Genomic DNA, 12,199 nt, shown 5'->3' with positions numbered 1-12,199 from the left:
CATGGACGGACGGGAGTTCGCGGCCTCGCACGTCGGCGCAAGCCGGGACCACCCGTACGGCTGATACGCACCGTTCCCGGGGGACTGTCAGCGGAGGCCGCTACGGTGTGTGTCGCCATGCTCACTCACCCAAGGAGGCGCATCATGGCAGTCATGGTTGAGACCCCGCCGCCCATGCTGATAGTCCAAGGACCGAACCCGGATTTCGAAGAGCTGTGCAGGATTCTCGAGAAGATCGACGCCGATCTCCCGGACGGTTACCGCACGGAGATCATCGGGGGGAATGTCGTCGTGTCACCGTGGTCCCAGTGTTCCTACGACTACATCCTCGACAGCGTCATCGAACAGCTGAGCCCGCACGTGCCGGAGGGCTACCGAGCGCGAGGCTATCCCCGGCTCTTCCGGTTCCCCAGCCAGTCGAAGGCTTACGGACCGGACTTCTACGTCATCGACTGGGCAGCCCTGAAAACCAAGGGCATCTACGCTCCAGGCGATGCGCTGTCTCTGGTCGGCGAGGTGACCTCGCGCGCGACAGCCCACGCCGACCGCCAGGAAAAGGTCGAGGTCTATGGCAAGGCCGGGGTCCCCGTCTACGTCCTGGTCGACGTGCTGGAGGGGTCGGTCACCGTGTACTCCGACCCGTCACCGGACCGTGGCTACCGCGCCCACACCCAGGTGAAGATCAGCGACAAGGTGCACGTCCCCGCGCCCTTCGGCTGTGAGCTGGACACCTCGGGCTGGGAAGCCTGACACGCGTGCGCAGGCCCCGGCTCCCGCCGGGCGGGGAACCGGGGCCTGCGTGGTCAGGCTTGGGACGTCAGCAGCCGATCAGGCGCCCCGCCAGGTAGCCCTCGATCTGGTCGAGGGAGACGCGCTCCTGCTTCATCGTGTCGCGCTCGCGCACGGTCACCGCGTTGTCGTCCAGCGTGTCGAAGTCGACCGTGACGCAGAACGGCGTGCCGATCTCGTCCTGGCGGCGGTAGCGGCGGCCGATGGCGCCGGCATCGTCGAACTCGATGTTCCAGTGCTTGCGCAGGTCCGCCGCGAGGCCCTTGGCCTTCGGGGAGAGCTGCGGGTTGCGGGACAGCGGCAGGACGGCGACCTTGACCGGGGCCAGGCGCGGGTCGAGGCGCATGACGACGCGCTTCTCCATGACGCCCTTGGCGTTCGGCGCCTCGTCCTCGATGTACGCGTCGAGCATGAACGCGAGCATGGCGCGGTTCAGACCGGCCGCCGGCTCGATGACGTACGGGAACCAGCGCTCGCCGGCCTCCTGGTCGAAGAACGACAGGTCCTGGCCGGACGCGGCGGAGTGCGCCTTGAGGTCGTAGTCGGTGCGGTTGGCGACGCCTTCCAGCTCCGAGTACTCGGTGCCGCCGAAGTTGAAGCGGTACTCGATGTCAACGGTGCGCTTGGAGTAGTGGGAGAGCTTCTCCGCGGCGTGCTCGTACCACCGCATGTTCTCCTCGCGCATGCCGAGGCCGGTGTACCAGTTCCAGCGCTGCTCCATCCAGTACTCGTGCCACTGCTCGTCCTCGCCCGGCTTGACGAAGAACTCCATCTCCATCTGCTCGAACTCGCGGGTGCGGAAGATGAAGTTGCCCGGCGTGATCTCGTTGCGGAACGACTTGCCGGTCTGGGCGATGCCGAACGGCGGCTTGCGGCGCGAGGTCTGCTGCACCTGGGCGAAGTTGGTGAAGATGCCCTGCGCGGTCTCGGGGCGCAGGTAGGTCACCGAGCCGGTGTCCTGCGTCGGGCCGAGGTGCGTGGAGAGCAGGCCGGAGAACTGCTTGGGCTCGGTGAAGCCGCCCTTGTTGCCGCAGTGCGGGCAGTTGAGGTCGGCGAGGCCGTTCTCGGGGAGCTTGCCGTGCTTGGCCTCGTACGCCTCCTCCAGGTGGTCGGCGCGGAAGCGCTTGTGGCAGGAGGTGCACTCGGTCAGCGGGTCGGTGAAGGTGGCGACGTGGCCGGACGCCTCCCAGACCTCACGGGCCAGGATCACCGACGAGTCGATGCCGACCACGTCGTCGCGCGAGGTGACCATGGAGCGCCACCACTGGCGCTTGATGTTCTCCTTGAGCTCCACGCCCAGCGGTCCGTAGTCCCAGGCGGCGCGCTGGCCGCCGTAGATCTCACTGCACGGATAGACGAAGCCACGGCGCTTGCTCAGGCTGACGATGGTGTCGATCTTGTCGGCGGCCACGGTGCTCTCTTCATTGCGACGACGAACAGCGAATGCTTCAGGTTACCGGCGCGACACCCCCTCTCATCAAATCGGTGCCGGCCCTTGGCCGGGACCGCACTCCCCGGTCCTCCCGCCGCCCCTCTTGTTGACAATCGTTTCCATTTTTGTTGAAAATGAGTGTCATGAACGTCAGCCGCCCCCGTCCCGCCTCCCGGGCCCCCCGAATATCCCGGAAGATCCGGAACACCCGAATCAGCATGCCCGCGGTCGCCGTCGCGGCCGCCCTCGGCCTCGTCTCGCTCTCGGCCTGCTCCTCGGACCAGGACGCGGGACACAAGGCCGGCCAGATCGACGTGATCGCGTCGTTCTACCCGATGGAGTTCCTCGCCCGGCAGATCGGCGGGGACCACGTCCACGTCACCGGCCTGACCAAGCCGGGGCAGGAACCGCACGACCTGGAGCTCAGGCCCCAGCAGGTCGCCGCCCTGGAGAAGGCGGACGCCGTCGTCTACCTCAAGGGCCTCCAGCCCGCCGTGGACACGGCGGTCAAGCAGTCCGGCGCGAAGCACGTCGTCGACGCGGCCTCCCTCACCTCCATGGAGAAGCACGGCACCGAGGTCGACGGCCACCATCACTCGACCGGGGACAACCACTCCGACGAGGACAAGGGCCACGAGGGACACGAAGGGCACGAAGGGCACGAGGGCCACGGCCACGGCGAGGAGGGCGGCGACGACCCGCACATCTGGCTCGACCCCGTGAAGTACGCCGAGGTCGCCAAGGGTGTCGCCAAGACCCTCGCCGAGGCGGACCCGGCCCACCGGGCGGACTATGAGAAGAACGCCGCCGCGCTGACCGGCAAGCTCGGCGACCTCGACAAGAAGTTCGCGGACGGGCTGCGCAACCGGGCCTCGGACACCTTCATCACCACCCACGCCGCCTTCGGCTACCTCGCCGAGCGCTACGGCCTCACCGAGGAGTCCATCAGCGGCATCGACCCGGAGTCCGAGCCCAGCGCCGCCCGGATCAAGAACCTGCACAAGCTGGCGAAGGACCACCACGTCAGCACGGTGTTCTTCGAGACCATCGCCAGCCCCGCCACCGCGAAGACCCTCGCCGGCGACCTGGGGCTGAAGACCGACGTCCTCGACCCGCTGGAGGGCATCACCGACAAGTCCAAGGGCCACGACTACTTCGAGGTCATGGAGTCCAACCTCGCGGCCCTGCAAAAGGCGCTCGGCACCAAGTGAGCGACCGAGTGAGCCACCAAGTGGGCACGGCGAAGGAGGCAGTCATGGAGCAGCCGGTCATATCCCTGCGCGGGGCCACCGCGTCGCTCGGCTCGCGGCCCGTCCTGCGGGGCGTCGACCTGACCGTCGGGCGCGGCGAGGTCGTCGCGCTGCTGGGTGCCAACGGCTCGGGCAAGTCCACGGCGGTCCGGGCGATCGTCGGCCAGGTCCCGCTCACCGGCGGTGAGCTGGAGCTGTTCGGCACGCCGAAGCGCAGGTTCCGCGACTGGGCGCGCATCGGGTACGTCCCGCAGCGCACCACCGCCGCGGCCGGCGTCCCGGCGACCGTGCGCGAGGTCGTCGCCGCCGGGCGGCTGGCCCGCACCAAGCTGGGGCCGACCCGCAAGGCCGACCGCGAGGCCGTGGTCGAGGCGCTGGAACTGGTCGGCATGGCCGACCGGCTCAAGGACTCGGTCAACGCGCTCTCCGGCGGCCAGCACCAGCGGGTGCTGATCGCCCGCGCGCTCGCCGTCCGGCCCGAACTGCTGATCATGGACGAGCCGATGGCCGGCGTGGACCTCGCCAGCCAGGAGGTGCTGGCAGAGGCCCTGCGCGCGGAGGTCGCCCGGGGCGTCAGCGTGCTGCTCGTCCTGCACGAGCTGGGCCCGCTGGAACCCCTCATCGACCGGGCTGTCGTGCTCCGCGACGGCTGCGTCGTCCACGACGGCCCGCCGCCCGAGGCCGTGGGCCAGCACGCGCTCCCGGGCCACGACCACGTACACCCGCACGCCGGACCGGCGGCGGAACCGATTCGGACAGGGCTGCTGAGCTGATGGAAATCCTCGACGCCGCATTCATGCAGCGGGCGCTGCTCGCCGCGCTCCTGGTGGGCATCACCGCCCCCGCGATCGGCATCTACCTCGTCCAGCGCCACCAGGCGCTGATGGGCGACGGCATCGGCCACGTCGCCCTCACCGGCGTGGGCCTGGGCTTCATGCTCAACGCCAGCCCGGTGTGGGTGGCGGCGGCCGTGTGCGTGGCCGGCGCCGTGATCATGGAGCTGACCCGCTTCTACGGCAAGGCCCGCGGCGACATCGCCCTCGCCATGCTCTTCTACGGCGGCATGGCCGGCGGCGTGATGCTGATCAACCTGTCCGGCGGCTCCAACGCCAACCTGGTCACCTACCTCTTCGGCTCGCTGACCACGGTCTCCCGGCAGGACCTCGTGGCGATCTGCATCCTGGCCGCGTTCGTGATCCTGGCCACACTCGGGCTGCGACGACAGCTTTTCGCCATCTGCCAGGACGAGGAGTTCGCCCGCGTCACCGGGCTGCCGGTGCGGCTGCTCAACCTGCTGGTGGCGATCACCGCCGCGCTGACCGTCACGGTCGCCATGCGCGTGGTGGGCCTGTTGCTGGTGAGCGCCCTGATGGTGATCCCGGTCGCCGCCTCGCAGCAGATCGCCCGCAGCTTCGCCACGACGCTGGCGCTGTCGGTGGGCATCGGCGTACTGGTGACCCTTTCGGGCACCACCACGTCGTACTACGTGGACGTCCCGCCCGGCGCCACGATCGTGCTGCTCGCGATCGGCGTGTTCGTGCTCCTCACCGCGATCGCCGCACCACTGGCGAAATCTCGCGCACGCAAGGTCGAGGACGAGGAGCGCTGCACCCTCGGAGAACCGGGCTCCGCCACCGCCCCCGACGACGTACGGGTCTGACGGGACGAAGGAGAACCGCTGGTCGAAGGCCCGGCGAGGCGACCCAAACCTGTGTTCCACGAACCGTCCGGATCCCGTGGATCACGGCGCACGGGTCGCTCGCCGGGCCTGGCACAATTGGCCGGACACGCCGAAAAACCCGTGCGTTGGGTGTTCAGCCGAGTTTGAGGAGGCAACTGTGGCGACCGCCGGTCCCCCGGTACGCGGCCGTTCCACCAAGCAGCGGGCCGCCGTGGCGGCAGCGCTCGACGAGGTGGACGAGTTCCGCAGCGCGCAGGAACTCCACGACATGCTCAAGCACCGCGGCGCCTCCGTCGGGCTGACCACCGTCTACCGCACCCTCCAGTCCCTCGCCGACGCCGGCGAGGTCGACGTGCTGCGCACCAGCGAGGGCGAGGCCGTCTACCGGCGCTGCTCCAGCGGGCACCACCACCACCTGGTCTGCCGGGTGTGCGGCAAGGCGGTCGAGGTCGAGGGCCCGGCCGTGGAGACGTGGGCGGACTCCATCGCCCGTGAGCACGGCTTCGTGGACATCGCCCACACCGTCGAGATCTTCGGCACCTGCGGGGACTGCGCCGCGTAAAACCCTTCCGGCGGATCCCGCGTACTTCCCGCACCGGCCGGGCCCACGCCCCGCCGGATCCGCCCGGACGCGCCGGCCATGAGGCGGTCCCCGCCCCGTGGGGCAGGGACCCGGGCGCCGCCCGCCTTCTCCGCCGGGATCCGCCGGCCGGGCTCCGCGGCGCGGTCCCCGGCCGGTCAGCCCTGCTGTTCCGGCGCCGCGTTGGGGATCGCCCCGCCGAAGCGGCGGTCCCGCTGCGCGTACTCCAGGCAGGCCCGCCACAGGTCACGACGGTCGAAGTCCGGCCACAGCACGTCCTGGAAGACCATCTCCGCGTACGCGCTCTGCCAGATCAGGTAGTTGGAGGTGCGCTGCTCGCCGGAGGGGCGCAGGAAGAGGTCCACGTCCGGCATGTCCGGGTAGTAGAGGTACTTCGCCAGCGTCTTCTCATTGACCTTCGACGGGTCGAGCCGGCCCGCCTTCACGTCCTCGGCGAGCGCCTGCGCCGCGTCCGCGATCTCGGCGCGGCCGCCGTAGTTCATGCAGAAGTACAGCGTGAGCAGGTTGTTGTCCTTGGTCTGCTCCTGGGCGATCTGGAGCTCCTTGGCGACCGACCGCCACAGCTTGGGCATCCGGCCCACCCAGCGGACGCGGATGCCGAGTTCGTCGAGCTGGTCGCGCGTCCTGCGGATGAAGTCGCGGTTGAAGTTCATCAGGAAGCGCACCTCCTCAGGGGAGCGCTTCCAGTTCTCGGTGGAGAAGGCGTACAGGGAGATGCTCCCGACGCCCATCTCGATGGCGCCCTGCAGGACGTCCAGCACGCGCTCGGCGCCGACCTTGTGCCCCTCGGTGCGCGGCAGACCGCGATCCTTGGCCCAGCGGCCGTTGCCGTCCATGACGATGGCGACGTGCTCCGGCACCAGCTCACCGGGGATCTTCGGCGGGCGCGCCCCCGAGGGGTGCGGCTCGGGGGAGCGGTACTCGCGTCGGGGGCGGCCCAGAAGCCCGCGTCGTGCCATGACTGCCACTACTCCTCGTACCTCATTCACTTCTCGACGTAGCGGAGCGAGCGCAGGCCACGCTCCAGATGCCAGTGCAGATAGGCGGCTACGAGGCCGCTGCCCTCCCTGACGTACCGTGCCTCGCACGCGTCCGCGGTGGCCCAGTCCCCGGTCAGCAGCGCGCCGAGGAGCCCGATCGCCTCCGAGGAGGGTACGACGCTTCCGGGCACCCGGCAGTCGCCGCAGACGACTCCGCCGGCGGCGGTGGAGAAGAACCGGTTCGGACCGGGCATCCCGCAGCGGGCGCAGGCGTCAAAGCTCGGCGCGTAGCCGTTGACGGCGAGGGAGCGCAGCAGGAACGCGTCGAGGATCAGGTGCGGGGCGTGCTCCCCCGCGGCGAGCGTGCGCAGCCCGCCGACGAGCAGCAGGTACTGCTGCACGGCGGGCTCGCCCTCGTGGTCGGTGAACCGCTCGGCGGTCTCCAGCATGGCCGTGCCGGTGGTGTAGCGGGCGTAGTCGGTGACGATGCCGCTGCCGTACGCGGCGATGGTCTCGCTCTGCGTGCACAGCGGCAGGCCGCGGCCGACGAGTTCCCCGCCGCGGGCGAAGAACTGCACGTCCACGTGCGAGAAGGGCTCCAGGCGGGCGCCGAACTTGGACTTGGTGCGGCGGACGCCGCGGGCCACGGCTCTGACGCGGCCGTGGGTACGGGTGAGGAGGGTGATGATCCTGTCCGCTTCACCCAGTTTCTGGGTGCGCAGCACGATGCCGTCGTCGCGGAAGAGGGTCATGGACTCATTGTCCCGCACGGGGCGGGGTGCGATGGCGGGGGCGGTGCCCCCCGGAGGCTCTTCCCCGGAGGGGGCAGCCCCCGGACAGGCCGGATTACGACGGCGTCCGCGCCGCCGTCAGCAAACGGTCCGTGTCCTCCGGGCAGATCATCAGCGCCCGCCCCACCGTCGCCAGGACCTCCCGTTCCGCCGGGCGGTACGGGCCGTCCGCGAGGGCGATCCGCGCCCCCTGGAGCAGGATCGACTCCCGCCCGGCGGGCGCGAGGTGCGGAGCCAGCGGCTCCAGCGCCTCGTGCAGCTCGATCGCCAGCGCGGTCCCGCACGGGTCGAAGCCGTCGCGGCCCGCCGCCGCCGGCGCCGGGTATCTGCCCGGCAGCCGCCCCGTGTCCGCGGCCAGCGCCTCGATCAGCGTGACGAGCTGCTCCTCGCTGCAGTCCGCGAAGCCCGCGGCCCGCACCGCCCCGACCGCCGCCCGGCGGACCGTGGGCGCCTCGGTGCCGCCCGCCGCGAGCACGGCCAGCGCCACCGTGTGCACCGCGTCGCGCAGCATCGCGGAGAACCGCGTCGTCGTCGGATGGTCGAGGATGTCCATCCCGTACCGCTCGCCGCAGGCCGTGCACTCCACGACCGGGCCCACCGGCCCGCGCGGCAGCAGCGGGACGCCCAGCACGACGAGGCGCCGACGGCCCGTGCGGCGGTGGTAGTTGCGGTCCCCGCCGCAGCCGGGGCAGAAGAACTCCCCGTCGCCGACGGTGCGCCACACGGTACGTACGCCCAGCACACACCGGTCGGGGCTGTGTCGGCCTTGCGCGTGCATCACGGCGCACCTCCATCTGGTACGTTCTCCGCACCCCGCAAGGGGTCGGTTCGGGCTGGACCGCAACCTTCGGGTTGGAAGCCCCCTACGGGGAGCGGAGTCACAACGCCACGGTTTCGTCACGTCGTTGACGTGATGTTAGCCACAGATGGATCTGGCGTCAGTACCCCGACGGTACCTCGTGCCGGTTCGGTGGACTCATGGGTGCGGGGTTGACACCCCGGTGTCGAGCACACCAGGCGTCAACCCCGTACCACAACGTCAGGGCCGGTACGCCCGGTTCACCGCCGACACGACCGCCTTGATCGAGGCCCGCGTGGTGTTGGCGTCGATGCCGATGCCCCACAGCACCCGGCCGTCGATCACGCACTCGATGTACGAGGCGGCCTGGGCGCTGGCCCCCTCGCTCATGGTGTGCTCCGTGTAGTCCAGCAGCCGCGCGTCGATGCCGGTCGCCCCGAGGGCGTCGAAGAAGGCCGAGATCGGACCGTTGCCGGTACCGGTGAGCACCGTCCCGACGCCGTCCACGACGGCCTCGACGGTCAGCGCGTCGGTGCCGTCGCTCGCCGTCGAGGTGTGGGTGGCGCGCAGTTCGACGCGGCCCCACGGGTTGTCGTCCGTGGGCAGGTACTCGTCGCGGAAGACGGACCAGATCTCCTGCGGGGTGACCTCGCCGCCCTCCGCGTCCGTCCGGGCCTGGATGATCCTCGAGAACTCGATCTGCATCCGGCGCGGCAGTTCCAGCTTGTGGTCGTTCTTCAGGACGTAGGCGATCCCGCCCTTGCCGGACTGGGAGTTGACGCGGATGACGGCCTCGTACGAACGGCCGACGTCCTTCGGGTCGATGGGCAGGTACGGCACGGCCCACTCGATGTCGTCCACGGTCTTCCCCGCCGCGGCGGCCGTGGCCTCCATCGCCTCGAAGCCCTTCTTGATGGCGTCCTGGTGGGAGCCGGAGAAGGCGGTATAGACCAGGTCGCCCGCGTAGGGGTGGCGCGGGTGGACCTCCATCTGGTTGCAGTACTCGGCGGTGCGGCGGATCTCGTCGATCTGCGAGAAGTCGATCTCCGGGTCCACGCCCTGGGAGAAGAGGTTCATACCCAGGGTCACCAGGTCGACATTGCCGGTGCGCTCGCCCTGGCCGAACAGACAGCCCTCGACCCGGTCCGCCCCGGCCATCACGGCCAGTTCGGCGGCGGCGACGGCGGTGCCGCGGTCGTTGTGGGGGTGCGCGGACAGGCAGACGAACTCCCGGCGGCTCAGCCTGCGCGACATCCACTCGAAGCGGTCGGCGTGCGTGGACGGGGTCGAACGCTCCACCGTGGCGGGCAGGTTGAGGATGATCTCGCGGCCCTGCTCCGGCTGCCAGACGTCCATCACGCCCTCGCAGACCTCCAGGGCGAAGTCCAGCTCGGTGTCGGTGAAGATCTCGGGGCTGTACTGGTAGCCGAACACGGTGTCGTCACCGAGGATCTTGTCCGCGTACTCCATCACCAGCCGCGTGCCGTCGACCGCGATCTGCTTCACCTGCTCGCGCGAACCGCGGAAGACGACCCGGCGGAAGACCGGCGCGGTGGCGTTGTAGAGGTGCACGGTCGCGCGGTGCGCGCCGCGCAGGGACTCCACGGTCCGCTCGATCAGCTCCTCGCGCGCCTGCGTCAGCACGGAGATCGTCACGTCCTCCGGGATCGCGCCCTCCTCGATGATCGAGCGGACGAACGCGAAGTCGGTGGCGCCGGAGGACGGGAAGCCGACCTCGATCTCCTTGTAGCCCAGGCGCACCAGCAGGTCGAACATCTCCCGCTTGCGGGCCGGCGACATGGGGTCGATCAGCGCCTGGTTGCCGTCGCGCAGGTCGGTGGAGAGCCAGCGGGGGGCCTTGGTGATGCGGCGCTCCGGCCAGGTGCGGTCGGACAGGTCCACCGCCTCGTAGCGGCCGTACTTGTGGACCGGCATGCCCGACGGTCGCTGGGTGACGGTGGCGGCGGTCAGGGGCGTGGGGCGGCCGACGGGAGTGGACGGGGTGATCGCGGACATCTGCGCAGGGCTCCTCGGGGATCCACGGAGGGAGGGAGGCCGACGCGGTGCTGACCCGGACGCAGCACCGGACCCCGCGGGGAGGGCGTCGGCCTACGACTGCGAACCCTCGCCGCGGCAGCTAAGGAGAAGCAGCCCGTAGCGCATGGTGTGCAGCACCCTAACCGAGGGGCGCGGGATCGCGGAGGGGCGTTTCACCATGCGGGACGCGGCAGCGATGCGGGGCGCGTTGGCAGTGCGGGACGCATTAGCAGTGCGGAAGGGAATCCGCCGGTCAAAGCCGACCGAACACTCGATTTCATTAATCATGGCACCGGGGAGTGACATGAGGGTGACCTGATGCCACATTCAGGCCATGAATGACGACCCCACCGGGACGCCGTACCGTCGTCGTCCCTTCTGCACGATCATTCCTCCCCACGTCCTCGACCGGCTGGCCGAGTCCGACGACCCCCTGCACCACAGGCCCGCCCGCCGCACCCTCGAGCACGACGGTGCCCTGCGCACCCGCCGCCGGGTCACGGCCGCCCGCGGCTTCGCGGCCCCCGCCGGCACCCCGTCCGACAACCCGCAGCGCACCGTCCACGACGCCCACCACCGGACGCAGCTGCCCGGCACCAAGGTGCGCGGCGAGGGCGACCAGCCCGGCAAGGACGCCACCGTCAACCGGGCCTACGCGGGCCTCGGCGCCACCTTCGACTTCTATCTCAAGGTCCTCGGCCGGCGCTCCATCGACGACGCCGGGCTGCCGCTGAACGCCTCCGTCCACTACGGCGAGAACTACGACAACGCCTTCTGGGACGGCGACCAGATGGTCTTCGGGGACGGCGACGGCAAGATCTTCCTGGACTTCACGATCCCGCTCGACGTCATCGGCCACGAGCTCACCCACGGCGTCACGCAGTACACCGCCAACCTGGAGTACTACGGCCAGTCCGGCGCGCTCAACGAGTCCGTCTCGGACGTCTTCGGCGTGCTGATCAAGCAGTACGCCCTGGGGCAGACCGCCGCCGACGCGAACTGGCTGATCGGCGAGGGGCTCCTCGGCCCGGGGCTCAAGGGCGCGCTGCGCTCCATGAAGGCGCCCGGCACGGCCTTCGACAACCCGCAGATGGGCAAGGACCCGCAGCCGGGCTCCATGGAGGACTACGTCCGCACCCCGCGCGACAACGGCGGCGTGCACATCAATTCCGGCATCCCCAACCGTGCCTTCTACCTGCTGGCCACGGCGCTCGGCGGGCACGCGTGGGAGCGCGCCGGGAAGGTCTGGTACGCCGCGCTGACCAGCGGCCGGCTGACGCCGACGGTGGACTTCGCCGGGTTCGCCCGGGAGACGGTGGCGTGCGCCAAGGAGCTGTACGGGGAGGGTGCGGAGACGGAGGCGGTCCTCAAGGCGTGGTCCCAGGTGGGCGTCCCCGCCTCGTAGCCGGGCGCCCGGAGGGCGAGAATGGCGCCATGCGGATCGTCATCACGCGGACCGGCGGCTTCGCCGGCATCGAGCGCCGGGCCGAACTGGACACGTCCGGGCGGCCCGACGCCACGCACCTGGAGGCGCTCGCCCACCGGGCCCTGGCCCCCGGCCGCGACGCCCCCGCCCGGGGGGTCCCGGACGGCTTCCACTACGAGATCACGGTCGACAACCGCAAGGTGCACCTGGCGGACCCGCACCTCACGGAGGATCAGCGGGAGCTGATCAGGTTGGTGCTGAGGGAGGGGGCGTGAGGGCCCGGGGGCCCGGGGGCCCGGGGGCCCGGGGGCCCGGGGATTTGTGCCCCGGACCCGCCCTTTCACCGTTTCTTCCGGGGCAAGCCCCGGGCCCGCAACGCGGCTTCGCCGCGTTGACCGGGGGCTTCACCCCCT

The 12,199-nt window shown here is 70.5% G+C and carries 12 protein-coding genes; 7 read left to right on the top strand and 5 right to left on the bottom strand.

Annotation, left to right across the window (positions count from 1 at the left end; genetic code table 11):
• The first annotated feature begins 144 nt into the window (after positions 1–144).
• On the top strand, positions 145–750 hold the full coding sequence (locus I5Q34_RS02585; RefSeq protein ID WP_199890410.1) for a Uma2 family endonuclease: 606 nt from the start codon (positions 145–147) through the stop codon (positions 748–750).
• A 67-nt stretch (positions 751–817) separates the two neighbouring features.
• Here I5Q34_RS02585 and I5Q34_RS02580 read toward each other — a convergent pair whose 3' ends face one another.
• Positions 818–2,200: a glycine--tRNA ligase gene (locus I5Q34_RS02580; RefSeq protein WP_199890409.1), complete on the bottom strand. Its 1,383-nt coding sequence runs from the start codon at positions 2,198–2,200 to the stop codon at positions 818–820.
• Between the two features lie 239 nt (positions 2,201–2,439).
• On the opposite strand from I5Q34_RS02580, the gene I5Q34_RS02575 reads away from it, so the two are divergent.
• The 4 genes from I5Q34_RS02575 to I5Q34_RS02560 all read left to right on the top strand — a co-directional run bounded on the left by I5Q34_RS02575 (position 2,440) and on the right by I5Q34_RS02560 (position 5,714).
• Positions 2,440–3,432, top strand: coding sequence for a metal ABC transporter substrate-binding protein (locus tag I5Q34_RS02575; RefSeq protein ID WP_234428245.1), 993 nt, complete (start codon positions 2,440–2,442; stop codon positions 3,430–3,432).
• Between the two features lie 44 nt (positions 3,433–3,476).
• The gene (locus I5Q34_RS02570; protein ID WP_199890407.1) at positions 3,477–4,244 is read left to right on the top strand and encodes a metal ABC transporter ATP-binding protein; all 768 of its coding nucleotides are present in this window, start codon (positions 3,477–3,479) and stop codon (positions 4,242–4,244) included.
• A complete protein-coding gene (locus I5Q34_RS02565; protein WP_199890406.1) occupies positions 4,244–5,131 on the top strand; it encodes a metal ABC transporter permease in 888 nt (295 codons plus the stop codon). The genes I5Q34_RS02570 and I5Q34_RS02565 overlap by 1 nt, the downstream gene beginning before the upstream one ends.
• 178 nt (positions 5,132–5,309) lie before the next feature.
• Entirely contained in the window at positions 5,310–5,714 is a 405-nt protein-coding gene (locus I5Q34_RS02560; RefSeq protein WP_199890405.1) for a Fur family transcriptional regulator, read from the top strand.
• 176 nt (positions 5,715–5,890) lie between these two features.
• Here I5Q34_RS02560 and I5Q34_RS02555 read toward each other — a convergent pair whose 3' ends face one another.
• The 4 genes from I5Q34_RS02555 to leuA form a co-directional block, all read right to left on the bottom strand.
• Positions 5,891–6,712: an isoprenyl transferase gene (locus I5Q34_RS02555; protein ID WP_199890404.1), complete on the bottom strand. Its 822-nt coding sequence runs from the start codon at positions 6,710–6,712 to the stop codon at positions 5,891–5,893.
• Positions 6,713–6,738: 26 nt separating this feature from the next.
• Complete coding sequence (gene recO, locus I5Q34_RS02550; RefSeq protein ID WP_199890403.1) at positions 6,739–7,485, bottom strand: DNA repair protein RecO; 747 nt, start codon at positions 7,483–7,485, stop codon at positions 6,739–6,741.
• 94 nt (positions 7,486–7,579) lie between these two features.
• Positions 7,580–8,302 (bottom strand): TerB family tellurite resistance protein, encoded by a 723-nt coding sequence (locus I5Q34_RS02545; protein WP_199890820.1) that lies wholly within the window; start codon positions 8,300–8,302, stop codon positions 7,580–7,582.
• A 261-nt stretch (positions 8,303–8,563) separates the two neighbouring features.
• Positions 8,564–10,339 carry a 2-isopropylmalate synthase gene (gene leuA, locus I5Q34_RS02540; protein WP_199890402.1) on the bottom strand — a complete coding sequence of 592 codons (1,776 nt, stop codon included), beginning with the start codon at positions 10,337–10,339 and terminating at the stop codon, positions 8,564–8,566.
• Between the two features lie 355 nt (positions 10,340–10,694).
• On the opposite strand from leuA, the gene I5Q34_RS02535 reads away from it, so the two are divergent.
• Together I5Q34_RS02535 and I5Q34_RS02530 are read left to right on the top strand one after the other, a co-directional pair.
• Positions 10,695–11,765 carry a M4 family metallopeptidase gene (locus I5Q34_RS02535; RefSeq protein WP_199890401.1) on the top strand — a complete coding sequence of 357 codons (1,071 nt, stop codon included), beginning with the start codon at positions 10,695–10,697 and terminating at the stop codon, positions 11,763–11,765.
• 29 nt (positions 11,766–11,794) lie between these two features.
• The gene (locus I5Q34_RS02530; protein WP_199890400.1) at positions 11,795–12,061 is read left to right on the top strand and encodes a protealysin inhibitor emfourin; all 267 of its coding nucleotides are present in this window, start codon (positions 11,795–11,797) and stop codon (positions 12,059–12,061) included.
• Positions 12,062–12,199: the final 138 nt, after the last annotated feature.

The sequence above is a fragment of the Streptomyces sp. AV19 genome, from assembly GCF_015999245.1.
GTDB lineage: Bacteria > Actinomycetota > Actinomycetes > Streptomycetales > Streptomycetaceae > Streptomyces.
This window is presented reverse-complemented; position numbering and strand designations above follow the sequence as displayed.